At 62.2% G+C, this 25,239-nt stretch carries 29 protein-coding genes; 14 read left to right on the forward strand and 15 right to left on the reverse strand.

Annotated elements, in window-relative coordinates; translation table 11 throughout:
* The first annotated feature begins 29 nt into the window (after window positions 1-29).
* Both GC1_RS03270 and dddP read left to right on the forward strand, forming a co-directional pair.
* Complete coding sequence (locus GC1_RS03270; protein ID WP_019295473.1) at window positions 30-890, forward strand: hypothetical protein; 861 nt, start codon at window positions 30-32, stop codon at window positions 888-890.
* A 155-nt stretch (window positions 891-1,045) separates the two neighbouring features.
* A complete protein-coding gene (gene dddP / locus GC1_RS03275) occupies window positions 1,046-2,389 on the forward strand; it encodes a dimethylsulfonioproprionate lyase DddP (protein ID WP_019295472.1) in 1,344 nt (447 codons plus the stop codon).
* A 67-nt stretch (window positions 2,390-2,456) separates the two neighbouring features.
* Here dddP and GC1_RS03280 read toward each other — a convergent pair whose 3' ends face one another.
* Window positions 2,457-3,005: an NUDIX hydrolase gene (locus GC1_RS03280; RefSeq protein WP_019295471.1), complete on the reverse strand. Its 549-nt coding sequence runs from the start codon at window positions 3,003-3,005 to the stop codon at window positions 2,457-2,459.
* Window positions 3,006-3,100: 95 nt separating this feature from the next.
* On the opposite strand from GC1_RS03280, the gene GC1_RS03285 reads away from it, so the two are divergent.
* Both GC1_RS03285 and GC1_RS03290 read left to right on the forward strand, forming a co-directional pair.
* Entirely contained in the window at window positions 3,101-4,333 is a 1,233-nt protein-coding gene (locus GC1_RS03285) for a bifunctional alpha/beta hydrolase/OsmC family protein (RefSeq protein WP_019295470.1), read from the forward strand.
* Window positions 4,334-4,579: 246 nt separating this feature from the next.
* The gene (locus GC1_RS03290) at window positions 4,580-4,837 is read left to right on the forward strand and encodes a DUF6455 family protein (protein ID WP_019295469.1); all 258 of its coding nucleotides are present in this window, start codon (window positions 4,580-4,582) and stop codon (window positions 4,835-4,837) included.
* 70 nt (window positions 4,838-4,907) lie between these two features.
* On the opposite strand, the gene GC1_RS03295 is transcribed toward GC1_RS03290, so the two are convergent.
* Window positions 4,908-5,255, reverse strand: coding sequence for a hypothetical protein (locus GC1_RS03295; RefSeq protein ID WP_019295468.1), 348 nt, complete (start codon window positions 5,253-5,255; stop codon window positions 4,908-4,910).
* Window positions 5,256-5,341: 86 nt separating this feature from the next.
* On the opposite strand from GC1_RS03295, the gene purB reads away from it, so the two are divergent.
* The 4 genes from purB to GC1_RS03315 all read left to right on the forward strand — a co-directional run bounded on the left by purB (window position 5,342) and on the right by GC1_RS03315 (window position 9,682).
* The gene (purB, locus tag GC1_RS03300; protein ID WP_019295467.1) at window positions 5,342-6,646 is read left to right on the forward strand and encodes an adenylosuccinate lyase; all 1,305 of its coding nucleotides are present in this window, start codon (window positions 5,342-5,344) and stop codon (window positions 6,644-6,646) included.
* Between the two features lie 150 nt (window positions 6,647-6,796).
* Entirely contained in the window at window positions 6,797-7,330 is a 534-nt protein-coding gene (locus GC1_RS03305) for a tetratricopeptide repeat protein (protein WP_019295466.1), read from the forward strand.
* A 76-nt stretch (window positions 7,331-7,406) separates the two neighbouring features.
* Window positions 7,407-8,606: a flagellar motor switch protein FliG gene (locus GC1_RS03310; RefSeq protein WP_029204743.1), complete on the forward strand. Its 1,200-nt coding sequence runs from the start codon at window positions 7,407-7,409 to the stop codon at window positions 8,604-8,606.
* Between the two features lie 143 nt (window positions 8,607-8,749).
* Window positions 8,750-9,682, forward strand: a complete 933-nt coding sequence (locus GC1_RS03315) for a lysophospholipid acyltransferase family protein (RefSeq protein WP_019295464.1) — start codon at window positions 8,750-8,752, stop codon at window positions 9,680-9,682.
* A gap of 9 nt (window positions 9,683-9,691) precedes the next feature.
* Here GC1_RS03315 and GC1_RS03320 read toward each other — a convergent pair whose 3' ends face one another.
* Window positions 9,692-10,393 carry a DUF1223 domain-containing protein gene (locus GC1_RS03320; RefSeq protein ID WP_019295463.1) on the reverse strand — a complete coding sequence of 234 codons (702 nt, stop codon included), beginning with the start codon at window positions 10,391-10,393 and terminating at the stop codon, window positions 9,692-9,694.
* A 223-nt stretch (window positions 10,394-10,616) separates the two neighbouring features.
* Between GC1_RS03320 and acnA the strand changes: the two genes are divergently transcribed.
* From acnA to GC1_RS03340, 4 genes are all read left to right on the forward strand, one after another.
* Window positions 10,617-13,304 carry an aconitate hydratase AcnA gene (gene acnA, locus GC1_RS03325; RefSeq protein ID WP_019295462.1) on the forward strand — a complete coding sequence of 896 codons (2,688 nt, stop codon included), beginning with the start codon at window positions 10,617-10,619 and terminating at the stop codon, window positions 13,302-13,304.
* A gap of 247 nt (window positions 13,305-13,551) precedes the next feature.
* A complete protein-coding gene (locus tag GC1_RS03330; RefSeq protein WP_019295461.1) occupies window positions 13,552-13,836 on the forward strand; it encodes an antibiotic biosynthesis monooxygenase in 285 nt (94 codons plus the stop codon).
* 71 nt (window positions 13,837-13,907) lie between these two features.
* Window positions 13,908-14,246, forward strand: coding sequence for a DOPA 4,5-dioxygenase family protein (locus GC1_RS03335; RefSeq protein ID WP_019295460.1), 339 nt, complete (start codon window positions 13,908-13,910; stop codon window positions 14,244-14,246).
* 75 nt (window positions 14,247-14,321) lie between these two features.
* Window positions 14,322-14,636, forward strand: coding sequence for an antibiotic biosynthesis monooxygenase family protein (locus tag GC1_RS03340; RefSeq protein ID WP_019295459.1), 315 nt, complete (start codon window positions 14,322-14,324; stop codon window positions 14,634-14,636).
* On the opposite strand, the gene GC1_RS03345 is transcribed toward GC1_RS03340, so the two are convergent.
* The 10 genes from GC1_RS03345 to yajC all read right to left on the reverse strand — a co-directional run bounded on the left by GC1_RS03345 (window position 14,630) and on the right by yajC (window position 21,511).
* Window positions 14,630-15,169, reverse strand: a complete 540-nt coding sequence (locus tag GC1_RS03345; protein ID WP_019295458.1) for a DsbE family thiol:disulfide interchange protein — start codon at window positions 15,167-15,169, stop codon at window positions 14,630-14,632. The genes GC1_RS03340 and GC1_RS03345 overlap by 7 nt on opposite strands.
* Window positions 15,162-15,317 carry a heme exporter protein CcmD gene (gene ccmD / locus GC1_RS03350; protein ID WP_020424454.1) on the reverse strand — a complete coding sequence of 52 codons (156 nt, stop codon included), beginning with the start codon at window positions 15,315-15,317 and terminating at the stop codon, window positions 15,162-15,164. The genes GC1_RS03345 and ccmD overlap by 8 nt, the downstream gene beginning before the upstream one ends.
* Window positions 15,317-16,048: a heme ABC transporter permease gene (locus GC1_RS03355; RefSeq protein WP_019295456.1), complete on the reverse strand. Its 732-nt coding sequence runs from the start codon at window positions 16,046-16,048 to the stop codon at window positions 15,317-15,319. Before GC1_RS03355 ends, ccmD begins: the two co-directional genes overlap by 1 nt.
* A 44-nt stretch (window positions 16,049-16,092) precedes the next feature.
* On the reverse strand, window positions 16,093-16,749 hold the full coding sequence (gene ccmB / locus GC1_RS03360; protein ID WP_019295455.1) for a heme exporter protein CcmB: 657 nt from the start codon (window positions 16,747-16,749) through the stop codon (window positions 16,093-16,095).
* Window positions 16,746-17,360 carry a heme ABC exporter ATP-binding protein CcmA gene (gene ccmA, locus GC1_RS03365; protein WP_019295454.1) on the reverse strand — a complete coding sequence of 205 codons (615 nt, stop codon included), beginning with the start codon at window positions 17,358-17,360 and terminating at the stop codon, window positions 16,746-16,748. Before ccmA ends, ccmB begins: the two co-directional genes overlap by 4 nt.
* 91 nt (window positions 17,361-17,451) lie before the next feature.
* Window positions 17,452-17,805, reverse strand: coding sequence for an Mth938-like domain-containing protein (locus tag GC1_RS03370; protein WP_019295453.1), 354 nt, complete (start codon window positions 17,803-17,805; stop codon window positions 17,452-17,454).
* 11 nt (window positions 17,806-17,816) lie between these two features.
* Window positions 17,817-18,569 (reverse strand): TSUP family transporter, encoded by a 753-nt coding sequence (locus GC1_RS03375; protein ID WP_019295452.1) that lies wholly within the window; start codon window positions 18,567-18,569, stop codon window positions 17,817-17,819.
* Complete coding sequence (secF, locus tag GC1_RS03380) at window positions 18,562-19,530, reverse strand: protein translocase subunit SecF (protein ID WP_019295451.1); 969 nt, start codon at window positions 19,528-19,530, stop codon at window positions 18,562-18,564. The genes GC1_RS03375 and secF overlap by 8 nt, the downstream gene beginning before the upstream one ends.
* 1 nt (window position 19,531) lies before the next feature.
* On the reverse strand, window positions 19,532-21,193 hold the full coding sequence (secD, locus tag GC1_RS03385; RefSeq protein ID WP_019295450.1) for a protein translocase subunit SecD: 1,662 nt from the start codon (window positions 21,191-21,193) through the stop codon (window positions 19,532-19,534).
* A 33-nt stretch (window positions 21,194-21,226) separates the two neighbouring features.
* On the reverse strand, window positions 21,227-21,511 hold the full coding sequence (gene yajC, locus GC1_RS03390) for a preprotein translocase subunit YajC (protein ID WP_019295449.1): 285 nt from the start codon (window positions 21,509-21,511) through the stop codon (window positions 21,227-21,229).
* Window positions 21,512-21,822: 311 nt separating this feature from the next.
* Here yajC and GC1_RS03395 point away from each other — a divergent pair, with 311 nt between their 5' ends.
* Entirely contained in the window at window positions 21,823-22,239 is a 417-nt protein-coding gene (locus tag GC1_RS03395) for an SET domain-containing protein (protein ID WP_019295448.1), read from the forward strand.
* Window positions 22,240-22,385: 146 nt separating this feature from the next.
* The gene (gene serS / locus GC1_RS03400; RefSeq protein ID WP_019295447.1) at window positions 22,386-23,678 is read left to right on the forward strand and encodes a serine--tRNA ligase; all 1,293 of its coding nucleotides are present in this window, start codon (window positions 22,386-22,388) and stop codon (window positions 23,676-23,678) included.
* Window positions 23,679-23,749: 71 nt separating this feature from the next.
* Here serS and GC1_RS03405 read toward each other — a convergent pair whose 3' ends face one another.
* Both GC1_RS03405 and GC1_RS03410 read right to left on the reverse strand, forming a co-directional pair.
* On the reverse strand, window positions 23,750-24,217 hold the full coding sequence (locus tag GC1_RS03405; protein WP_019295446.1) for a helix-hairpin-helix domain-containing protein: 468 nt from the start codon (window positions 24,215-24,217) through the stop codon (window positions 23,750-23,752).
* Between the two features lie 60 nt (window positions 24,218-24,277).
* On the reverse strand, window positions 24,278-25,231 hold the full coding sequence (locus GC1_RS03410; protein WP_019295445.1) for a fatty acid desaturase: 954 nt from the start codon (window positions 25,229-25,231) through the stop codon (window positions 24,278-24,280).
* Between the last annotated feature and the right edge of the window lie 8 nt (window positions 25,232-25,239).

Below are 25,239 nucleotides of genomic sequence, written 5' to 3' on the forward strand. Positions count from 1 at the left end.
GACGGCACCCTGAATGGAGGATCCGGACAGTGGCAGAGAACGTGCAATATACAGGACGGCTTGGGCTGGAAAGCCGCGACAGCAAAACCCTTTCGGATGCGGTGACAGCAGTTGTCGACACGCTGGATGACTTCGGCCACCCGGCAGAAACGATTGAGGCCCGTGCGGAAAACACCGCGAGGCTGCAAAGCGATCACTACCTGGTGACCGTGCGCCTGCGCCGGGTTCCCCTGCGCCGGACAGCCAAGCTGCCAGGCAGCGTCATGCAGCCCTCGGCGCTGCTGGAATTGTCGCTGTCCCCGGTTTACCCCGGCTACTGCGATCAGGAGATTTCTGAACTGCTCTTGGCAGAAACATTGCGGCGCCTCCTGGATAGGGTAGAGGCTGCTTTTGTCGAATGGCTCGACACCGAAGTTGCCCTGACCTGCGAACAGTTTCTGAGCGCCTTTGATCCCCAATCCCGCAGCGCTGAGCAGCCTGTTGCCGCGGTGCCGGCTGCCGCGTCCGATGCAGCTGCGTCGGTTCCGCAGATGGCCCGGAGCGTGCAGCCCCGGCCCCGCGGCAGAGACTGCTTTACCCCGGTGGACCAGACAGCGCGCGCGCTGGATGCCCATTGCGACCTTGCCTTTCAGGAAGCGAGAATGCGCAAGGCAGCTCATGCTGTTGCGGCGGCATCCGGCAAGTCCTGGGCAGGTTTGCGCGCCTCTGTTTCGGCCTCGGGCCTGCGCAGCAACTGGGGGCGCCAGCTGCAGGCCTCGGCCTTGGCAGCGCTGTCGCTGACCGGCCCGCGCCGCCTGCGTTTCATCAGCCACCTGCTGCTTCTGACCGCCCTGTTCCTGTTCTTGGAGAGCGCCGGAATGGTGCAGGCCGCCCGGCCGCTGGTGCCGTAGGACCTGAGCAGCCGCTTAGCTGACAAAGGCCCGTTGTGGTCCGCGTCCCCCCTTGTTTGGTCAGAAACGACGGTTGAATCCGTCGCTTTCAGCGGCGAATCCGCCCTGCCCCTTGCTGCACATTGTACAGGACTGTGCAGCAAGGACTTCCCGGCATGAACGAGCATTACCGCGACATCCGCAAGATCGACCCGACCCGCGGCGCCAAATTGGGCGACAACACCCCGAACGACAATGACCGGGTGGAGATCGGCCCGACTCAGCTGGCTTTTGGCGAATGGGCCGAAGCCGGGCTGCAGCTGCCCGACCTGCAGGCGCTGCGCAGTTTCCGCTGGGAGCGGCTGACGCGTTTCATCAATGACCGCGGCTATGGCGGCCTCCTGGTGTTCGATCCACTGAACATCCGCTACGCCACAGACAGCACCAACATGCAGCTGTGGAACACCCACAACCCGTTCCGGGCGCTCCTGATCTGCGCTGACGGCTATATGGTGCTGTGGGATTACAAGCAGTCGCCGTTCCTCAGCGAGTTCAACCCGCTGGTGCGCGAACAGCGTGCGGGCGCCGATCTGTTCTACTTCGACCGCGGCGACAAGATCGACGTGGCCGCCGACAAGTTCTCCAACGAAGTGCGCATCCTGATGGAAGAGCACAGCGGCAGCAACAAGCGGCTGGCGGTGGACAAGGTGATGCTGCACGGACTGCGCGCACTTGAGGCGCAGGGCCTGGAGATCTTCCCCGGCGAGGAGCTGACTGAGAAATGCCGCGCGGTGAAAGGCCCGGACGAGATCCTGGCGATGCGCTGCGCCCATCACGCCTGCGAAACCGCGGTGGCCGCAATGGAAAAATTCGCGCGTGAACAAGTGCCTGGCGGCAATATCTCAGAGGATGACGTTTGGGCGGTGCTGCACGCGGAAAACATCCGCCGCGGCGGTGAATGGATTGAGACCCGGCTGCTGGCATCCGGCCCGCGCACCAACCCGTGGTTCCAGGAATGCGGCCCCCGGATCATCCAGAACAACGAGATGATCAGTTTTGACACCGATCTGGTCGGCTCCTACGGGATCTGTATCGACATCTCGCGCAGCTGGTGGGTCGGCGATGAAAAGCCGCGGCCCGACATGATCTATGCCATGCAGCACGGGCTGGAGCATATCCGCCACAACATGGAGATGCTCCAGCCCGGTGTGAACATTCAGGAGCTGTCGCGCGGTTGCCACCCCTTGGACGACCAGTTCCAGAAGCAGAAATACGGCTGCATGATGCACGGCGTCGGCCTGTGCGATGAATGGCCTCTGGTGGCCTATCCGGACCAGATGGTCGAGGGCGCCTTTGACTATGAGCTGGAACCGGGCATGGTGCTGTGCGTCGAGGCGCTGGTGTCGCCTGAGGGCGGCGATTTCTCCATCAAACTGGAAGACCAGGTTCTGATCACCGAAGACGGCTATGAGAACCTGACCAGCTATCCCTTCGACAAGGCGCTGCTGGGGGAGGTTTGAACAAAACAGCCGGTCCCTCCCGCAAGGAGGGGCCGGGACAGCCTGCGGCGCCGTCAGGCGCCACCGCTTAGCAATGGGTCTTCAGGAACAGTTCCAGCTTGTCACGCAGCACCAGAACGCCGGGCGAATCTGTGACTTCTTCCAGCTGGCTGAGCGGCACCCAAGCCAGGGCGTGGGATTCTCCGCTGGCTGCAATCTCTCCCGCCTCAGCCTGAAACAGGTAACGCACATCGTAGTGCAAATGCGCACATTCTTTTGCGTTCTGAGGGATTTCGTGAATGTCGACGTCGAACACCAGCGCCGACAGCGGCCTGATCCGTTTGAGCCCGCTTTCCTCATAGGCTTCCTTCAGCGCCACAAACGGCACGTCGGCGATGCCGTCGCAATGACCGCCCAGTTGGAACCATCGGTTGAGCTTCTTGTGATGGGTCAGCAGCACGCATTGCATGTCCTGTGACAACACGAAGGCAGAGCCAGTCACGTGCCCGGTTTCCGGATTTCGGCCAAAGGCTTGCGGCTCAGCCGCGCAGAAATCCGTCAGGCGCTGCCACATGCTGCGGTCGCGCGCGGTTCGTAGGCTGTAACATCCGACACCTGAGAGGACGCTGCTGCTCATCTGCCTTCACCTTCCCGTGACGTTCCGGCCTGTCGCCTTGTTAGTGGCCATCCAAGCGCTCAATCTATGCGGAACACCCAACAAAGGCCACGCCCATGCCCACGGAACGGATCACCTTCACCGGCTACGCCGGAAACACTCTTGCTGCCCGCCTCGACCTGCCGGAAGGGCCGGTGCTGGCGACTGCGCTCTTTGCACATTGCTTCACCTGCTCCAAGGACATTCCCGCAGCGCGGCGGATTGCCGGGCGGCTGGCGGCAATGGGGATTGCGGTCCTGCGGTTCGATTTCACCGGGCTGGGCCATTCGGAAGGCGAGTTTGAAAACACCACCTTCAGCTCCAACGTGGCGGACCTGATCAAGGCGGCGCAGTACCTGGCCGCGCGCAGCATGGCGCCGGCGCTGCTGATCGGCCATTCGCTGGGCGGTGCCGCGGTGCTGCGGGCGCGGGCGGGCATCCCTTCGGTCAAAGGCGTGGTAACGCTGGGGGCGCCGTTTGATCCGGGCCATGTCTCGCATCATTTCGATGCTGCCCTGCCGGAGATTGAGGCACAAGGCCGCGCCGAGGTCTGCCTGGGCGGGCGGCCCTTTGTGATCGGCAAGGAATTTGTCGACGATATCCACGCTGAGGCGCTGGCGCCTGCGATTTCGGAGCTGAAGGCGGCGCTGCTGGTGCTGCATGCGCCGCGTGATGAGACCGTGAGCATCGACAATGCCGCGTCGATCTTCACCGCCGCCAAGCATCCCAAAAGCTTTGTCACCCTGGATGACGCCGACCACCTGATCTCCCGCGCGGCGGACGCCGAATACGCCGCCGAAGTCATTGCCGCCTGGGCCGGGCGCTATGTCAAAATGGCGCCGCCCGCGCCGCCGCCCGGTGCGCCAGAGGGCGTTCTGCGGGTGACAGAGGCGGATCCGGAGGGGTTCCTGCAGGATGTGCAGTCCGGCCCCTATCACCACGCTTTTGCAGATGAGCCGCTGGCCTATGGCGGCACCAACCGCGGCATGTCGCCCTATGGTTTCGTGGCGGCAGGCCTTGGCGCCTGCACCTCGATGACGCTGCGCATGTATGCCCGCCGCAAGGGTTGGCCGCTGGAGGGGATCAGCGTTGATGTGTGCCATGACAAGGTGCATGCGCAGGATGCCTTGCCTTCCGGGCCAGCCAAGATCGATCAGTTCACCCGTGTCGTGCGCCTCTGCGGCCCCCTAAGCGACGACCAGCGCGCGCGGCTGCTGGAAATCGCCGACAAATGCCCTGTGCACCGAACGCTGGAAAGCGGCGCCAAGGTGGTGACACGGCTAGAGGCCGCAGAGCAGCCCGCGATCTGACATACCGGACCGCCGGCGGGCCTCCCGCGCCCGAACGGTGCAGGAAACCTGCCCCATCAGCGGGTTTGGGCCCGGCACCGCGCCATGCGCGGTGCCGGGCCCAACTGCGGCAGGTCTTCGCACGAAGACCGCAGCGCAGACGGGAGAGCCTGACTGCTTCTGAATTTGCGCCACATCAAAGTTCCGCTCCGCGTTCCCCTTCATGCTGTGTCCACCCTGGCGGCTGCCGGGCATGGGAGGAGATACATGGGACTTTTTGCAAAACTCGGGCGCAGCAGTGATCTGGTGCAGGGCATGGCCAGCCGGCTGGGCATCGACTACGGTGAAATGGTTGCAGGCGATCCGCAAGTGCAGGGCCAAAAATACATGCGCGCGGTCCTGCGCTGCAGCACCTGCCGCAATCAGGACGGCTGCAGTGACTTGCAGCGGGAGACAACAGAGCTGGCGGAGGCGCCATCCTACTGCCGCAACGCGCAGTTGCTGGCGCATTTACGGGGCAGCTAATCCCTTCTATACGGCTGCTCGCATCCGCTGTGTACTATCCGGTTTGCAGCGTGCGGATCAGCGCGCTGGCTCACTCTGCAGTCTCAGCGTACCGTCCGGTGGTGATGTCACCGCCTTCCCCAACAAACCGAATGGCCTCGCCGTCACTTTCCAGCGCATAACAGGCCCACAAGTCCGAGGGCGGCCAGGTGGAGCAGTATTTGCCGTCCCGCACGCCCCAGTAGCCCCAGCTGTCATGGCCCGCATTATAAAGCGTCCGGCCCGAGACGTGGAAGTCCTGCCAGGCGCCGCTGCCATAGACCAGCCTGCGGCCTTCCAGCGCCGCCTGCACCTCCGCCCCGTTCAGCACCCGCCATTCTCCGCCCCAAACCGGCGAAACCGCAGATGATAACGCAATCATCAGGGCAATCTGCCTCATGTCCCTCTCCCAGCCTTGCTGTCCTGCCTTTGCTGATCTAAGAGGCCGGGCATCTGCTGCGCAATCACATAAAGGTGCCTCCGCCCATGATCCCCCGCTATTCCCGCCCCGAGATGGTCGCAATCTGGTCGCCCGAGACCAAATTCAAGATCTGGTACGAGATCGAGGCGCATGCCTGCGAAGCCATGGCCAACCTTGGCGTGATCCCGCGCGAGAACGCCGACGCGGTGTGGAAAGCCAAGGACGTGGAATTCGACGTCGCCCGCATCGACGAGATCGAGGCCGTCACCAAGCATGACGTCATCGCCTTCCTGACCCATCTGGCGGAGCATGTCGGTTCTGAGGAAGCGCGCTTCGTGCACCAGGGCATGACGTCGTCGGACGTTCTGGACACCTGCCTGAACGTGCAGCTGGTGCGCGCCGCCGATATTCTGCTGGAGGGCATGGACAAGGTGCTGGCGGCGCTGAAAAAACGCGCGCTGGAGCACAAGAACACCGTGCGTGTTGGCCGCAGCCACGGCATTCACGCAGAGCCGACCACCATGGGCCTGACCTTTGCCCGCTTCTATGCGGAAATGGACCGCAACAAGAACCGCCTGGAAAAGGCCCGCTGGGAAGTTGCCACCGGCGCGATCTCCGGCGCGGTGGGCACCTTTGCCAACATCGACCCGGCGGTTGAAGAGCACGTCTGCGAGCAGCTGGGCCTGCGCCCGGAGCCGATCTCCACCCAGGTGATCCCGCGCGACCGCCACGCGATGTTCTTTGCCACCCTCGGCGTGATTGCCTCCTCGATCGAGAACGTCGCTGTTGAAATCCGCCACATGCAGCGCACCGAAGTGCTGGAAGGCGCGGAATTCTTCTCGATGGGCCAGAAGGGCTCCTCGGCGATGCCGCACAAGAAGAACCCGGTACTGACCGAGAACCTGACCGGCCTTGCGCGTCTGGTGCGCATGGCGGTGATCCCGGCGATGGAGAACGTGGCGCTGTGGCATGAGCGCGATATCTCGCACTCCTCCGTCGAGCGCGGCATCGGTCCGGATGCAACCATCACCCTCGACTTCGCCCTGCACCGTCTGGCCGGTGTTGTCGACAAGATGCTGGTGTTCCCGGAGAACATGCTGGACAACATGAACAAATTCCCGGGCCTGGTGATGTCGCAGCGGGTGCTGCTGGCGCTGACCCAAGCCGGCGTCAGCCGCGAGGATGCCTATGCCATGGTGCAGCGCAACGCTCTGAAGGTCTGGGAAGAGCGCGTCGACTTCCGCGAGCTGCTGCTGGCAGACGCCGATGTGGTTGCGGCGCTTGGCGAAGAGGCGATCAACGAGAAATTCGACATGGGCTATCACACCAAACATGTCGACACGATCTTCAAGCGCGTCTTCGGCGAATAAGACGTTTTGACCTGAAAACTCCAGACGCCCCGCCTTTCCGGCGGGGCGTTTTTGTTCCGCGGACACAAACGCCTTTGTGAACAAAAATACAGATCCAAACCCGGGTTCTGCGGCTAAACTGGGCCAAACTTTGCATTTGGAGCACGAGACATGCGTATTTTCGCCCTGGCCGCCGCCCTGACCCTGCCGGTTGCAGCCCTTGCCGCCAGCGGCAACGACTGGAACCCTCCGAAACCTTCCGAGACCACCAAGACCTGCAAGGGCAAACGCGTCTGGGATGAGGAGAAGAAACGCTGTGTTCGGCCGCGGAAGTCGTCGCTGAACCAGGAAGGGCTGCTGGGTGCGGCGCGCGAGCTTGCCTATGCCGGCCGTCAGGAAGATGCCCAGGCAGTGCTGAGCGCGATGGCCGATCAGACCGACAGCATGGTGCTGACCTACTGGGGCTTCACCCACCGCAAACTTGGCAACCTGGATCTGGCGCAGGCCTATTATGATCAGGCCTTGGCGCAGGACCCGGACAATATCCTGGCACGTTCCTACATGGGCCAAGGCTTTGTCGTACAGGGAAAATACGGCGCAGCTCTTGCACAGTGGAAGGAAATCCGCGCCCGCGGCGGTGACGGCAGCTGGGCTGAGGCCTCCTTGCGCAGCGCGCTGGAGACGGGCACCTCTTACAGCTACTAGGCTTCAGTCTTTCTTTACGGCTTGCGGCCTATCCTGCCCACAACGATTGAGAAGAATCTTTTGTTAGGGTGCGAGAATGCCTCAAGACGATATGCTGGCGCTTCCGATGGATCTGGGCGGGGGCGACATGGGCGGAATGGGCGGCCTGGACATGGGCGATTTCGCCGCGCCCGCCCCGATGGGCGGCCTGGATGCAGGCGGCCTCGGCGGCGGCATGGGTGGTGGAATGGGCGGCGGCGCGGTCGCAAACCCGGCCGCGGCTGCCAGCCTCAGCGGCAAGGCCAAGGCTGCCATCATCGTCCGGCTGCTGCTGAATGAAGGCGCCGAGATCCCGCTGGAAGAACTGCCCGACGACCTGCAGCTGGAGCTGACTCAACAGATGGGCCGGATGCGTATTGTCGACCGCGAAACGCTGAATGCGGTGGCGGGCGAGTTTGCCGATCTGCTGGACAATGTCGGCCTGCATTTCCCCAACGGCCTGGCCGGCGCATTGAACGCGATGGAAGGCAAGATCAGCCGCCACACCCACAGCCGCCTGCGCCGCGAAGCCGGGGTGCGCCAGTTCGGCGACCCCTGGGAGCGGCTGAAACAGCTGCCGCCCGAAGATCTGGCCGGGCTGGCAGAGGCCGAAAGCACCGAGGTGGCTGCAGTTCTGCTGTCCAAACTCGACACTGCCAAGGCCGCGCAGATGCTGATCCACCTGCCCGGACCAGTGGCCCGCCGCATCACCTATGCCGTCAGCCAAACCGCCAATGTAACGCCGGACACCGTGGACCGCATCGGCCTGTCGCTGGCCGCCCAGGTCGAGGCACGGCCTGATCTCGCCTTTGACCAAACCCCTGGCCAGCGCCTGGGCGCTGTCCTGACCGAAGCCGCCGCCGCCAAGCGCGACGAGGTGCTGACCGCGCTGGACGAAGAGGACGAGGATTTCGCTGTCTCGGTGCGCAAGGCTATCTTTACCTATGCGCTGATTGCCGAACGGATGAAGCCGCTGGACGTGCCAAAGCTGATCCGGGTGCTGTCGCAGCCCGATCTGGTGACCGCAATCGCCTTTGCTACCGACGAGGAAGACGTGGCCACCTCGGAATTCCTGCTCAAGAACATGTCGAGCCGGATGGCAGACAACATCCGCGAGGAAGTTGCAGAGCGCGGCAGGGTCAAGCGCAGCGACGGCGAAGCCGCCTTCAGCCTGATAATCGGTGCCATGCGCGATCTGGTCGCGACGGGAGAGATCGAGCTGAAATCGGTGGAAGAAGACGAGGAAGACAACGGCTGACACCTCGCACGGCTACAGCTTTGCAAGCCGGCCTTGGCAGTTGCGCAGCCTTTCAGCCCGCTGGAGCTGCTTGTGCCTGCCGGCGCCACTGCGTATGATGCAGGCTTCCAGGCGCAGTTCCGCGCCGCAGCCATCCAGACGCCATGCCCGCAGATCCTTCCGAGCTCTCCACCTGGAGCCATGTCAAATACTTTGGCAGCAACCTGTTTCTGCGCGGCCTTCTTCTGGGTGCCGGGCTGGTGCCCTACCGGCTTCGGGTGCCGATGATGGGCCGGCTGGTCACCGCCATGGGGCGTGCCGCCGGATTTCACAAAAGGGTGCGCGACAATCTGAAACTGGTCAGCCCGGAACTGTCAGAACTGGACGCAGACCAGTTGTACAGGGACGTCAGCAACAATGCCGGGCGCATGATTGCAGAGCTTTACGCTGGCAAGGAATTCTTTGAGCGTGCCCGCAAGGCGCCGATCACCGGGCCGGGCCTGAAGGCGCTGGAAGACGCCCGCGCAGCAGGCCGCCCGGTGCTGCTGGCGACCGCTCATTTCGGCAATTACGATGCCGCCCGCGCGGCCCTGGTCGCCCGCGGCCACGAGATGGGGTCGCTTTACCGGCGCATGGCCAACCCCTATTTCAACGAACATTATGTCGAAGCCATGAAGGCCAATCACGACCTGATGTTCGAACAGGGCAAGCGCGGCATGGTGGAGCTGGTGCGTCATTTGAAGAAGGGCGGCATTGCCGCCATCGTCACCGACCTGCACGCCCAGGGCGGCGAATTGATCGACTTTTTCGGCAAGCCTGCCGTCACCTCCACCGTGCCTGCGGAACTGGCACTGAAATTCGGCGCGGCGCTGATCCCGGTCTATGCGGTGCGGCAGGAAAACGGTCTGGACTTCGAGATCGTGATGAATGCCGAAGTGCCGCCTTCTGACCCGCTGACGATGAGCAAGGCGCTGAGCGCGGATCTGGAAGCGATTGTGCGCAAGCATACCGGCCAGTGGTTCTGGATCCACCGCCGCTGGAAACCTTATGTGCCTGTAGGTAAAGCCGCCAGGCAGACCAGCTCTGCTGCGGACTGACGCGGAACGTCAGTCCACTCGCGCCGCCGCAATGACCGGGCCAAACGGAGCAGCCTGCACCAGAACCGCGGCTGGCTTGCCGACGGGCGCAGGGACCGCGACCTCAAGGCCGCCTGCCCCGTCCCACTCTGCCACGACCTGCCAGTCTTCGACCACATTGGCATAGCTGAGCGTCCGCCCGGCCAGCTCTCCACGCTTGATGCTGACGGTCCGCTTCGGCGTGTAACGCACCAGTTGCACCAGCAAGCGGCCTTCGGGCATCTGCACCTTTGGTTGCAGCCGGATCACCACGTCCCCGCCGCTGCGGGCCACAGTCAGCGCAACGGGCCGCGGCTGTTTCTGGTGGCGGATGATTGCATCCTCCACCTTCATCGCATCAGCCCCGACCACATCGTCCTGCCCCATGATGATCATTTGCGGCGTATAGATCATCCGGCGGCCGCCCTGGTGGGCATAGCCTTTCTGCCGTTTTGTGTGGGAGGGTTTTGCGAATTCGTCCTTCCAGCCGATGTAATCCCAGTAATCCACATGCAGCGCCAGCGGCAGCACATCTTCGCGTGCGGCAAGCTCATGCAGCAGCGCATCGGCCGGCGGGCAGGAAGAACAACCTTGCGAGGTGTACAGCTCAACCACCACAGGCTCATCTGCGGATTGGCCGTAAACCGGCAAGGCAAGTGCAACTACAGCCGCGATCGGCGCCAGGAATCTCATGAATCGCTTTCTCTGTTTGGTAGGCTTCAGGTCTAATGATGTGCCGGCAAACAGGCCAATCAATCATTTTTGAGCGTGGCGCGAGGCAGCTTAAATCAAAAAATGTGTACTATTGCATACAAAAGTGCCCCCTGCGGCGTTTGGGCTATTGAATGCTTCATCTTCCTCATGCATTTAGCAGGCAGCGAATTCCCCGGTTACAAATTCTTGAGGGAGGCCAACCATGCCTATCACCGTCGGACAGGACAATGCCAAGGCGCGCAAAACGCTCAGCGTCAATGGCAAGTCGATCTCCTATTACTCCATTCCCGCCGCCACCGAGGCCGGCTTTGGCGACTTTTCCAAGCTGCCTGCCGCGCTGAAAGTGGTGCTGGAAAACATGCTGCGGTTCGAGGACGGCGGTTTCTCCGTCTCCACCGACGACATCAAGGCCTTTGCCGAATGGGGCGCCAACGGCGGCAAGAACCCGCGTGAGATCGCCTACCGCCCTGCCCGCGTGCTGATGCAGGATTTCACCGGCGTTCCCGCCGTTGTCGACCTGGCCGCCATGCGCGACGGCATCGTCGGCCTGAAAGGCTCTGCCGCCAAGATCAACCCGCTGGTCCCCGTTGACCTGGTCATCGACCACTCCGTAATGATCGACGAGTTCGGCAACCCGCGCGCGTTCCAGATGAACGTCGACCGCGAGTACGAGCGCAACATGGAGCGTTACCAGTTCCTGAAATGGGGCCAAAACGCGTTCAACAACTTCCGCGTGGTGCCGCCGGGCACCGGCATCTGCCACCAGGTGAACCTGGAATACCTGGCGCAGACTGTCTGGACCGACGTGGACCAGAACGGTGAAGAAGTCGCCTATCCGGATACCCTGGTCGGCACCGACAGCCACACCACCATGGTCAACGGCGCTGCGGTTCTGGGCTGGGGCGTTGGCGGCATCGAGGCCGAGGCAGCAATGCTGGGCCAGCCGATCTCCATGCTGATCCCCGAGGTCATCGGCTTTGAGCTGACCGGCGAGATGGTCGAAGGTACCACCGGCACCGACCTGGTTCTGAAGGTCGTCGAAATGCTGCGCGCCAAGGGCGTGGTCGGCAAATTCGTCGAATTCTACGGCGAGGGCCTGGACCGTCTGCCGCTGGCAGACCGTGCGACCATCGCCAACATGGCGCCGGAATACGGCGCCACCTGCGGCTTCTTCCCGATCGACGACGAAACCCTGCGCTACCTGCGCAACACCGGCCGCGACGAAGACCGCATCGCACTGGTCGAAGCCTACGCCAAGGAAAACGGTTTCTGGCGCGGCGCCGATTATGCGCCGGTCTACACCGACACCCTGTCGCTGGACATGAGCAGCATCGTTCCGGCCATCTCCGGCCCGAAACGCCCTCAGGACTATGTGCCGCTGACCAACGCCAAGGCCGCTTTCCGCCAGGAGATGGAAGAGACCTTCAAGCGTCCGATGGGCAAGGAAGTCGCCGTCAAGGGCGAAGACTACACCATGGAATCGGGCAAGGTCGTGATCGCCTCGATCACCTCCTGCACCAACACCTCCAACCCCTATGTGATGATCGGCGCCGGACTGGTCGCGCGCAAAGCGGCCGCCCTGGGCCTCGACCGCAAGCCCTGGGTCAAGACCTCGCTGGCACCGGGTTCGCAGGTGGTGTCCGCCTATCTGGAGGCCGCAGGCCTGCAGGAGGATCTGGACAAGGTCGGCTTCAACCTGGTGGGCTACGGCTGCACCACTTGTATCGGCAACTCCGGCCCGATCCAGCAGGAGATCTCCGAGGCGATTGCCGAGGGTGATCTGGTGGCGACCTCTGTGCTGTCGGGCAACCGCAACTTCGAAGGCCGCATTTCGCCTGACGTCCGCGCCAACTACCTAGCCTCGCCGCCGCTGGTGGTCGCTTATGCGCTTGCCGGCACCATGGACATCGACCTGGCAACCGACGTGATCGCACAGGACAAGGACGGCAACGACGTCTACCTGAAAGACATCTGGCCCTCGACCCAGGAAGTTGCGGATCTGGTGGCCTCCACCGTCACCCGCGAGGCGTTCCAGTCGAAATACGCCGACGTCTTCAAGGGCGACGAGAAGTGGCAGGCGGTTGAGACCACAGACGCGGAAACCTATGACTGGCCCGCGACCTCGACCTACATTCAGAACCCGCCCTACTTCCAGGGCATGGGGCATGAACCGGGCACTATCTCGAACATCGAGAACGCCAAGGTTCTGGCGGTTCTGGGCGACATGGTCACCACCGACCACATCTCCCCCGCCGGCTCCTTTGCCACCACCACGCCTGCAGGCCAGTACCTGCTGGAGCGCCAGGTGCAGCCGCGTGAGTTCAACTCTTACGGCTCCCGCCGCGGCAACCACGAGATCATGATGCGCGGCACCTTTGCCAATATCCGCATCAAGAACGAGATGCTGGACGGCGTCGAGGGCGGCTACACCAAAGGCCCAGACGGCGAGCAGACCTCGATCTACGAAGCCTCGATGGCGCATCAGGCCAACGGCACCCCGCTGGTGGTGTTCGGCGGCGAACAGTATGGCGCGGGCTCCTCGCGCGACTGGGCGGCCAAGGGCACCGCGCTGCTGGGCGTCAAGGCGGTGATCGCCGAGTCGTTTGAACGTATCCACCGCTCCAACCTGGTTGGCATGGGTGTAATCCCGTTCGAGTTCACCGCAGGCGATACCCGCAAGTCGCTGGGTCTGACCGGCGAGGAAACTGTTTCGATCAGCGGCCTGGACACCATCCAGCCGCTGCAGGAAGTGCCTTGCTCGATCACCTTTGCCGACGGCTCGGTGAAGGAGATCACCCTGAAGTGCCGCATCGATACCGCTCCGGAGATCGAATACATCGAACACGGCGGCGTTCTGCACTACGTGCTGCGCAATCTGGCCAAGTCGTAAGACCTGCCAGACCCGAGCTTTTGAACATGCACCCCGCGGGGTGCATGTTTTTTTGTGCCATAGACTGCCGGGAAACCCGTTTGGGGTGACAGGTTTCCGGCTTGCGGAATCCAGTATCCCGGATACAATCTTAACGTGAGATCAGCAGGATCTTTACTGGTTGTGTGGCCGTGCTTGCTTGTGCAAACCTATATTTTAAATACATGTTTAAACAAAACGCAGGCGAGGAAAGGCTGATGCCCCCAGAATGAAAGAGGCCGCTTTCCTAGTCGTCTATCCGGACATAGACACTTTTGATGACCATGCAGCAGCTGTCCTGGCAATGCTGCCAGGCACCCGGGAATATCCCGGCTGTATAAAAGCCTATGCCGGCATCAACCGGGACCGCTACGAAATCGCGGTGTTCCATTTATGGGAAACATCGGAGCATCTGGAGCGTTACCTCAACTGGCGCGCCGAGCGGGGTGATCTGGACGCCCGCAGCGCCACCATGCGCCGGGAACAGGACTTCCGGACCTACACCGTTCCATAGCTGACTGCTGCACAGACATTGTTCGGATACACCGCATTGCCAGCGGCGCAAATCACTGGAAAATTGCAGGTATGAAACAGACAAACAGCATCACTGGCTACCACGCCCACATCTACTTTGACGCCGCGACCGTGGATCAGGCCCGCCGCCTGTGCCAGCAAGCTGAAGACGAGTTTGGCGTGCAAATGGGCCACGTGCATGAGAAAACCGTCGGCCCGCATCCGATGTGGTCCTGCCAGCTGGCGGCAACGCCGGAGCAATTCAGCGGGTTGCTGCCGTGGCTGGCGCTGAACCGGGATGGGCTGATCGTCTTTGCCCACCCGGAAACCGACGACGACCTGGCCGATCACCGCGATCACGGCATATGGCTGGGCACTGGATTGGACCTGGATTTCAGCATCTTCGGCTGAGCTGCTTCCGTAAATTTACCAAAAATTTCCAAGTTGCTGGGACCATTCCGGCACTCACAAACACCGGAGGCTTCAATGACTGAAGCGGTAATCATTGGATTGCACCCCCGGTCCGGTAAATTCGAAGAGCTGGCTGCGCTTGTCCAACAGATGGTGGAACAAGTCCGCAGGCACGCTGGATGCTTGCAGGCCGAGATCCTGCTGGCTCAGGACCGGAACGAAATCGCAATCTTCCAAAAATGGAAAGACAACGACTCTTTCAGCGACTACCTGATTTGGCGGTCAAAGCAGGAGCAGCTGGATCAGGTCTATGAGCTGTGCGCCAGTGAGCCTGATCTGAGCAGCTTCACCTTGGCCGTCCCTGTTGAAAGCCCGCAGACCGCTTACTGAGCTGCGGCCTTCTCCATCGCGGGGCGCAGGGTGCTGTCGATTACCCGCTGCGTGATCGGGCCTGCAAAGCGCAACACGATCTTGCCGTTTCCATCCACCACATAGGTCTCCGGCACGCCGTAAAGCCCCCAGTCAATTGCCATCCGGCCCTTCTCGTCCCGGCCGATCGCGGTGTAGGGGTCGCCCAGTTCGTTCAGGAAGGCCTCAGCATTGGCCAACTGGTCCTTGTAGTTGATGCCGTAGACCGGGATTCCTTCCTTGGACAGTGCTTCGAGGTTAGGATGCTCAGCCCGGCAGGGTGCGCACCAGCTGGCCCAGTAGTTCACCAGTTTCACGGTGCCGTCGCGCAGGGTTTCGTCGCTGAACATTTCCTTGCTGGGAAATTCGTCCAGCACCACCGGTGGCGCGGGCTGGCCCTCGCGGGCGGACGGCAGGCTGTTCGGATCCTCGCGGAACATGCCGACCAACGCCAGGCCGACAAATCCAGCAAACACCACTCCGGGAACCGCCATCAGCGGTGAAATCTTAGCCATTGCGCTTCATCCGGGTTTCCAGGTTTTCCATCTCCCGGCGGACCTTGCGGCCGCGTAGGATTGTCAGCACCACCAGCGCAACCAGCAGCAGCAGCGAGGCGCCATAGGCCGATAGCACCGTGTCGGCGTATTTTCCAAGATCAGGCATCACGCCTCCAGCCGTTCGCGCGCCATCAAAGCCTTGATGCGGCGGGCGCGGATTTCAGTTCCGGTGCGGTAAAGCACCAGCACAAGGAACAAGAGCACAAAGCCCGCCATGCAGACATAGAGCGGCGAGGAGAAGGCATCATGCACATTCTCTTTTTCATCAAGCGACAGCGACGCGCCCTGATGCAGCCCCTGGTTCCAGAAGTTCACCGCATAGCGGCTGAGCACGGCAAAGACCGAGCCCACCAGGCACAGGATCGAGGTCAAATCCGCGGCGGTGTCCGGGTTATCGATCGCCTCCCACAGGGCGATATAGCCGAGGTAGAACAGGAACAGCACCAGGAAGGAAGTCAGCCGCGGGTCCCAGGCCCACCAGGTGCCCCACATCGGCTGGCCCCAGATCGCGCCGGTGATGAGGGCAATTACCGTCATCACGACGCCAATGGGCGCCGCCGCACGGGCGGCCAATGCGCTGACATGGTGGCGGCGGATCACCCAGACCAGCGAGGCGACCAGCATCATGAACCAAGCGTTGATCGCCATCAGCGCCGAGGGCACATGCAGGAAGATGATCTTGACGGTGGAACCCTGCCGGTAGTCGTCCGGCGTAAAGAAGAAGCCCCAGACAAGGCCAACGGTGATCAGCACCGCAGAGCTGACCCAGAGGGCCGGCATCACCTTCTCAGAGGTGGCCAGAAACTTCTTCGGGTTGGCGTATTCCCAGATCGACATGGTGGCTATTTAGCTCTTGTTCTCGGGTTTCTCAATTGGGTGGCCTAGCGCAGATTGACGCGCAGCACGGCAGCGCTGGCAAAGGGCAGCAGGGCGATGGAAGCGGCAGAGATGCCGGCCAGCAGCAACAGCGGGGTCTGCACCGCCATGCCCTCCGCACCGCGGCGGGCGACCTCTGAGCCGAAGATCAGCGTCGGCACGTAAAGCGGCATCACCAGCAAGGACATCAGCAGGCCGCCGCGCTTCAGCCCCACGGTCAGCGCGGCACCAAAAGTGCCGATGACAGACAGCGCAGGCGTGCCCAGCAGAAGGGAGATCACCAGCCACAGGAAGCCCTGCACCGGCAGGTTCAGCAGCACGCCAAGCACCGGTGCGGCCAGTACTAGCGGCAGGCCGGTGGTGATCCAATGGGCCAGAGCCTTGATGGTGACGGTGCTTTCCAGCGGCAGCGGCGCGGTGGCCAGCAGGTCGAGCGAGCCGTCCTCCCAATCCAGCGCCAGCAGGCGGTCGAGCGACAGCAGGCAGGCCAGCAGCGCGCCCAGCCACAAAACGCCCGGAGCGATGCGGGACAGCAGCTCGGACTGCGGACCAACGGAGAACGGCACCATCACAGTCACGATCAAAAAGAACGCAAGACCGAGGCCAAAACCGCCGCCCGCCCGGAAGGCGAGCTTCAGATCCCGCAGGAGAAGCGCAATCACAGGAAGCCTCCGTCAAAATCGTCAATCTCAGGCGGCTTGGCTTTGTAGGGGCCAACGTCCAGCACGTCTGCCTCCAGCCCAAGGTCGATATGGGTGGCAATCAGGGCAGACCCTCCCTGCCCCAGATGCGACCGCACGGCGTCTGCGAACATCTCGACGGAGTTTACATCAAGGCTCACTGTCGGCTCATCCATGATCCAGATGGGACGGCCGGTAACCAGCATCCGGCTGAGGCCAAGGCGGCGTTTCTGGCCTGCAGACAGCGCACCGGCCTGCCGGTCGCGCAGAGTTTGCAGGTCGAATCCGTCCAGCGCCTGTTCAATGCCGTTGCGGCCAAAGACACTAGCCCAGAACATCAAGTTTTCCGCCACTGTCAGCGTTGGCTTCAGACCGTCGGAATGGGCGGCATAGGCAATCTTGTCCTCAGCGCCTTCAACCCGCCCTTTCAGCGGCAGCTGCAGGCCTGCAACAGTGCGCAGCAGCGTGGTCTTACCGATGCCATTGGGACCGCGCAGGATCAGTGCCTTGCCGGGCTCCAGCGCAAAGCTCAGGCCCTCCAGCACCGGGATGCCGCCGCGGGCCACGCCCAGATCCGTCACAGTCAATGTCATGAAGTTCGCTTATCCCATTGCTCCGGCGCATGAAAAGACTATTCAGCAAATGCCCGCTTTGCGGCAGGTCAAATACATCGGAAATTCATCTTCAGACCGGCAATGCGGCCAAGGCAATCCTCCGCCCCTCGGATAACAGCACATTGTAGGTGCGGCAGGCGGCCGGTGAATTCATTGCTTCAACGCCCAGCCCTGCATCCTCCAGCGCCTTGCGCAGGTCTGCAGGGATATGGGCGATCTCAGGCCCGGTGCCGATGAACAGCACATCAATTTCTCCGGCAAGCGCCAGCAGAGGCGCAGCGTCCCCCATGCCGTCCCAGCCCGCAGTACCAGCAGCCGAAGTCAGCACGCCGCCCTGATGCACCTTGCCACCGATGCGGAAGAACCCCTCGCCATAGCCGTCTATGGGCTGCGCATCGGAATAGCTCACTTCATTCAGGCGCATGGGCGGTCCTTTCAGTCAAATACCGGGAGGCTGGATAACACGGCCAGCGCGATCACGGAATAGGAGGCTAAGCGGTAGAGCTTCTCGAGCTTGGGATCAAACAGCGCTTTACCGGTCAGCGTGGTGACTATGTAGGGGATGCCGAGAAGGCAGGCCAGAATGACGGCCTTGAGGCTGGCCATGCCACCGAAGATCAGGTTGGCCGCGATCACCACATCCAACGCCGCCAGGAATACGATGGTGTTGGCCCGCACCCGCGCCACGTCACGCACGTTGGCAAGGTAGAAAACGATGATCACCGGTCCCGTGAGGCCGGTCATACCGCCCACGATACCAGCCGCCCCGCCGATGGCGAACCGCCCTGGCCAGCCGAGTTTGCCCTGCCAGCGCCAGCCGGAGACCACCGCGGCTAAGGTCACGCCGATTACCCCGGCAGCCACCCAACGCAGCGTCAGCGGATCCATCTGCGACATAAGCCACAATCCTGCCGGCACGGTGACCGCAGCGGCCATGGACAAGGCACCGACTTCAGCCCTGTCCGCCTTGCTCCAGGCCTGCGGGAACAGGGTGATGGTGGAAAACACCCCCATCAGCACCATCAGGAACACCACATCCGCCGAGGGCAGGAATTGCGCGCCGACGGGAACAAAGATCATCGCGGTGCCAAAACCAGTGAAGCCGCGGACAAGACCCGCGGCTCCAATGGTTATCAGCAGCCAGACCAGCCCCGGCGTCTGCAGGGCTGCCTGAAACGCCTCAGGCATCGATGTTGCCGAACTGGTTGCCGGTGGTGTTGGCCTGCTTCGACCAGTCGCGCTTCACCCCCAGTTTCAACAGGATGGTGGAGGCGACGAAGACCGAGGAGTAGGTCCCGACAATAACGCCCCAGATCATCGCAAACACGAAGCCGCGGATCACGTCGCCGCCCAGCACATAGAGCGAGATCAGCGCCAGAAGCGTGGTGACGGAGGTCATCATCGTCCGGCTCAGCGTCTCGTTGATCGAGATGTTCAGAACCTCAGAGAGGTCCTTCTTCTTGTAACGGCGCAGGTTCTCCCGCACCCGGTCGAAAACAACCACGGTATCGTTCAGCGAGTAGCCGACGATGGTCAGCAGCGCTGCAATGATCGCCAGGTCGAACCGGATCTGCAATTCCGAGAACACACCGATGGTCAGCACCACGTCATGCACCAGCGCCGCCACCGCGCCGAGGGCGAACTGCCATTCGAACCGCAGCCAGATGTAAACCAGAACCGCGGCAATCGCCAAGGCGACCGCAATAATCGCGGTGGTGATCAGCTCGCCCGAGACCTTGGGGCCAACGGACTCGACCGAGACGAATTTGATGCCCGGCGCCACCGCGTCCAGGGAGGCCTTCAGCGTCTCGATCATCTCACCGGAGATCGCCTCGCCGTCGTCCTGTGCCTGAATGCGGATCATGGCGACGTGCTGGTCTTCTTCGAAGGCCGGATCGAACACCTCGGTGATCGACACGTCACCCAGGCCGTGCACCGCCAGTGCATCGCGGTATGCGCCAACGTCCACAGTCTCCGACGCTTCGGTGCGGATGGTGGTGCCGCCGCGGAAGTCGATGCCGAAGTTCAGCCCCTGAAACAGGAAGGAGGCAAAGCCCACCACCATCATCAAGGCTGAGATGCCCAGCCACAGCTTGGCGCGTTTGAAGAAATCGAATGAGGTTTCCTGGGGAACAAGTCTCAGCCGCATATCACACCTCAATCGTTTTCGGACGGCGCCGTTCAAACCACATAACGATCATCAGGCGGGTCACAAAGATCGCGGTGAACACCGAGGTCAGAATGCCCAAGCCCAGGGTAATCGCGAAGCCGCGCACCGGGCCGGAGCCCATGGCGAACAGGATCACCGCAGTGATGAAGGTGGTGATGTTGGCGTCGAGAATGGCGCTGAGCGCCTTGGAGTAGCCTTCGTCGATGGCCTTGGCCGGGCCGCGGCCCGCCTTCAGCTCTTCCCGGATACGCTCAAAGATCAGCACATTGGCGTCCACCGCCATACCAACCGTCAGAACGATACCGGCAATGCCCGGCAGGGTCAGCGTGCCGCCAATCAGGCTCAGCATGCCGAAGATCAGCGCGATGTTCAGGATCAGCGCCACGTTGGCGAATAGACCGAACAAGCCATAGCTGAGGCCCATGAACACCAGCACCGCGACAAAGGCCACGATGGTGGCAATCTTGCCCGCGTCGATGCTGTCCTGGCCCAATTCGGGGCCGATGGTCCGCTCTTCCAGGAAGTCCAGCCCCGCAGGCAGCGCGCCAGCGCGCAGCAGCACGGCAAGGTTGGTGCTTTCCTCAACGGTGAAGTTGCCGGTGATGATGCCGGAGCCGCCCGGGATGTGCGACTGGATTACAGGCGCGGAGACCACCTCGTCATCCAGCACGATGGCGAAGGGCGAGCCGATGTTTTCGGCCGTGTAGTCGCCGAACCGGCGTGCGCCGGAGGTGTTGAAGCGGAAGGTCACAGCCGGTCGGCCGTTCTGGTCGAACGACGGCTGCGCATCCACCAGGTCCTCGCCGGTGACAACCGCGGCGGCCTCGATGGTGTAATAGAATCCCTCTTCGTCCAGCGACGGCACAACCTTGTTGCCGATGCCCGGTGCTGCGTCCGCGTCGCTGCCGCGGCCCACTACCGGGTTGAAGGTCAGCTGTGCGGTGGTGCCGATGATCGCCTTCAGTTCAGAAGCGGAACCGATGCCCGGCACCTGGATCAGGATCCGGTCGGCCCCCTGGCGCTGGATGGTCGGCTCACGGGTGCCGACCTCGTCGATCCGGCGGCGCACGATTTCCAGCGACTGGCGCACGGTCCGGTCGTCAGAGGCCAGCTTTTCCGCCTCGCTCAGCTCCACCACAAGGATGTCGCCTTCGGCAGCAACCTCAATGTCAGTTGCTCCGGCGCCGGTCAGGCTGGTGACCGGGCTAGCCAGGCCGCGCACCACTTCCAGCGCGCGGGCCATACCGTCCGGTTTGGAAATCTTCAGGCGAATCTGATCCACCGGGCCAGGCTGGCGCCGGAAGGTGCCGACAGTGGAGCGCTCGGGCCGCAGTGCATCGCGCACCTCCGGCCACAGCGCATCCATCCGCGCCTCATAGACATCCTCGACCTGCACTTCGGCCAGCAGATGCGCGCCGCCCCGCAGATCGAGGCCAAGGTTCACCAGACCCGACGGCAGGAAAGACGGCCACTGGCCTGCTGTTTCCAGCCGTTCCGGCGTTTCACCCTTGACGATGATATCGGCGGCCGCGTCGTTGGCCTGTTCGACGCGGGTATAAAAACCGTTTGGCAGGGCAAGCATGATGCCAGCTGCACAAACCAGCCAGATCAGCACCCTCTTCCAGAGATCAATTTGCAGCATTGCCCTGCCTTTTCAGATGGTTGCGAAGGGTGCTTAAGCTGCCGGCTCGGTTTTGCTCAGAACCTGGGCAATGGTCGCCTTGACCACGCGCACCTTGACGCCATCCGCGATTTCGACCTCGATCTCGCCGTCTTCCTTGACCTTGGCCACCTTGCCGATCACACCGCCCTGGGTCACCACCTGGTCGCCGCGGCGCAGGCCGTCCACCATCGCCTGATGCTGTTTCATCTTCTTCTGCTGCGGGCGGATCAGCAGGAAGTACATGATCGCGAAGATCAGGATAAGCGGGAGAAATTGGCCGATTGCGCCAGCGTCCATGGGATATTCCTTCTGTCAAAGCGGCATGGTTTTCATGCCGGAAATTTGCAGCGGAACCTATGCGCTGGACAGGGGGTTTGCAAGGGAACCCTGCAGTCCCAAAGGGGCGGATTTCAGGCCGTAGCCAGTTGCCAGGCAGCCAGCAGTGAAAGAAAGTGCAAACACGACCTGCAGGCGTGCGGAAACTGATTGCAAAACAGTGCGATTCGGCGCTTTGCTTTCCCTTGCGCAAGCCGCCAGGCGCGGGGCCTTTGCCCCCTCTTTCCGGTCCGGATGGCGGCCCGGCCATTCCTGAAAGAAGGAACAGGCGCATGATGATGGTGCGCTGCTATCTCGCCCCCTCGGCTATCGAAGGGCTGGGCGTTTTTTGCCACGACAACATCACCAAGGGCGACATTGTCTGGCGCTATGACAGAATGCTCGACACCACCTTCCCGGAGAGCAAGCTGGACAATGTTGAACTCCACATAAAGGAGTTTCTGGAGCGCTACAGCTTCCCGGATCCCTGCCGCCCAGGCTACATGATCCTGCAATGCGACGAAGGGCGGTTCCTGAACCACTCCATGTATCCGAACCTCGATTTTTCCGACGGGGCCTGGGGCCGGGCGTTGACCAGCATACCGGCAGGCACGGAACTCACCTTTGACTATGCCGACTTCCTGACCGGCGAGATCCGCATGCAGCCACCGCGGCATCAGGTGCACATGATGGCGATGGCCGCGGAATGAACCAAAACAGGCCGGGCGCCACACCCGGCCTATTTCTTTTTACGCTGTCAGGCGCTGAGGTGCCCGCCCCCTTCCCCTTTCTTCACCCTTGCGTCATAGGATGGGCCTACTGATTCAAACACCATTCAACGCTAGGAGAGACTCTCATGCATGACATCCGCGCTATCCGCGAAAACCCTGCCGCATTCGACGCCGCTGTGGCGCGGCGCGGGGATGCGGGCGTGTCATCCGGGATTCTCGCGCTGGATGAGGCACGCCGGGCCAAGATCCTGGCGGCCGAAACCGCTCAGGCCGAGCAAAACAAGGCCTCCAAGGAAGTCGGCGCCGCCAAGGGGCGCGGCGATGAGGCCGAGTTTGAGCGCCTGCGCGCGCTGGTGGCCGAAAAGAAAGCCGAAGTGGCCGAGATGAACACCGAGGCCAAGGCGCTGGACCAGCAGCTTAACGACATGCTGATGACCATCCCGAACCTGGCCTTCGACGATGTGCCGGACGGTGAGGATGAAGACGACAATGTCGAGATCCGCCGCTGGGGTGAGCCGAAAGCGCTGGATTTCGAGGCCAAGGAGCATTTCGAGATCGAAGGCGTGAAGCCCGGCATGGATTTTGAAGTTGCGGCCAAGCTGTCGGGCAGCCGTTTTGTGGTGCTGTCCGGCGCGGTGGCCCGTATCCACCGGGCGCTGGCGCAGTTCATGATCAACACCCATGTGGATGAGAACGGGCTGACGGAAACCTGGACCCCGGTTCTGGTGCGCGAAGAGATGATGTATGGCACCGGCCAGCTGCCCAAGTTCGGCGAGGACAGCTACAAGACCACCAATGGATGGTGGCTGGTGCCGACGGCTGAGGTCACGCTGACCAACATCGTGAACGGCCTTACGGTTGAGGAAGGCTACCTGCCGCGCCGTTATGTTGCACACACCCAGTGCTTCCGCTCCGAGGCGGGTTCGGCCGGCAAGGATACTGCCGGCATGCTGCGCCAGCACCAGTTCGAGAAGGTCGAGATGGTCTCTGTCACCCATCCCGACAAGAGCGTCGAGGAGCATGAGCGCATGACCCGCTGCGCAGAGGACATTCTGGAGCGCCTGAGCCTGCCCTACCGCACCATCGTGCTGTGCACCGGCGACATGGGCTTTGGCGCCCGCAAGACCCACGACATCGAGGTCTGGGTGCCCGGCCAGAAGACCTACCGCGAGATCTCCTCGGTCTCGGTCTGCGGCGATTTCCAGGCCCGCCGGATGAACGCGCGGTTCAAGCCTGCCGACGGCGGCAAACCGCAGTTCGTGCACACGCTGAACGGCTCCGGCCTGGCGGTGGGCCGCTGCCTGATTGCGGTGCTGGAAAACGGCCAGCAGGCGGATGGCTCGGTTAAGCTGCCCGAGGTGCTTGCCCCTTATCTGGGCGGCAAACTGACCCTGACAGCAGAGGGTGAGCTGGTCTGATCCAGACCGCGTCCCGGAGACAGAAACCGGCGCCACTGGCGCCGGTTTTATTTTGAAGCAATGGCTTGAAGCTATTTCTTCGACTTCTTCTTTTTCTTCTCTGTGACGTTGCCTTCCAGAATGGCCTTGGCCTTGGCCTTTTCCTTCTCGATGGCCTTTTTTGCCTTGGCCTTCACTTTCTTGGCCTTCTTCTTGGCCTTGACCTTGGCCTCGGCAAATTCCTCCATCAGTTGCGCCGCCTGGCGTTTGGCCTTCTTGGCCTTGGCTTGTGCCTTGGCGGCTTTCTCCTCAGCCGCCTGAAGCGCAGTTTCCGCGGCGGCCAGCCGGGCGCTCAGATCGTCCCCATCCGACTCTGCGGACCCGTTGTGAGCCCGGGCGGCATCCTGCAGCAGGCCGGCCCGGCTGGCGCCGATCCCCGGGATGCTGCGCAGCTGCTGCTCCTCCATCCCGGCTAGTTCTTCGACGGAATTCACCCCGTTTTCCTGAAGAACCCGGGCCAGCGCAGGCCCCACTCCCCGCAGTTCTGAAATCGCCGTCATGCCGCTGTCAGCCTCCCCCTCTAATTCACTAGGCTCCCCGGCAACCTTCGCAGGAAATGTTCATCCAGGAAAGGGCACCAGGCATTTCTTCTCTTCATCCCAAAGCTTTAGCGTCAGCGCCCGGACCGCTTCCGGGAACTTGATCCGGCGCAGCCCCAGTTCAGGCGGCAGGCTGTAATGGCACTGGCGCAGCCGGTAGGAGGGGATCCGGGCGTTGTAGTGGTGGATGTCATGCAGGGTGATATTTGCCACTGCCATGTCGAAGAACCAGCCGAAATCCAGGCAAGACGATCCCTGCAACGCCGCCACCTGCGGGTTCAGGTCCGGGCGGCGGTCCCAGTAGGTGTCCTCGAAATTGTGCTGCAGATAGACCAGAAACACGCCGATCATGCCGCCGAGGAAAGAGAACGCCAGCCAGATCAGAATGCCGGTCATCCCTGCAACCCAATAGAGCAGTCCCAGCATGGCTACGATCACCAGATTGTGCAGGATCACCCCGGCAGCACCGAACCGCGCCGTGTTCTTGGGCCAGCGGTAGCGGATGAAATAGGTGAAGGCCGAACCCAGCGGCACCAGCACAAACGGATTGCGGTAGAGCCGGTAGCCCAGCCGCTCCCAGAAACCGGCCGCTTTCCATTCCCGCAGAGTCATGGTGTGGATCTCGCCAGTCTCGCGGTGCTCTAGATTGCCGATATTGGAATGATGCAGGTTGTGGTTCTGCTTCATCACCTCAAAGGGCGCAAAGGTGAAGGGCGACAGCACATGGCCCGCGATCTCGTTCTGCAGGCGGGTCTCGAACAGCGAATGGTGGCCGGTGTCATGCTGCAGCACGTAGAGGCGTACCGCAGCAAAGGCAAAGACCACCCCTGCGGGCAGCATCACATACCAGCGGTCGGCATGGGTGATGGCCAGATAGAGCGACAGGAAGTAAACCGCAAATGTTCCGAAATAGCTGAGTGATGCCAGCCGGTTATCCTTTTCGGTGAACTTGCGCGTGTGTGCCCTCAGATCCATGAATTCTT

The organism is Leisingera sp. ANG1 (assembly GCF_000203975.2).
Taxonomy (GTDB): Bacteria; Pseudomonadota; Alphaproteobacteria; order Rhodobacterales; family Rhodobacteraceae; genus Leisingera.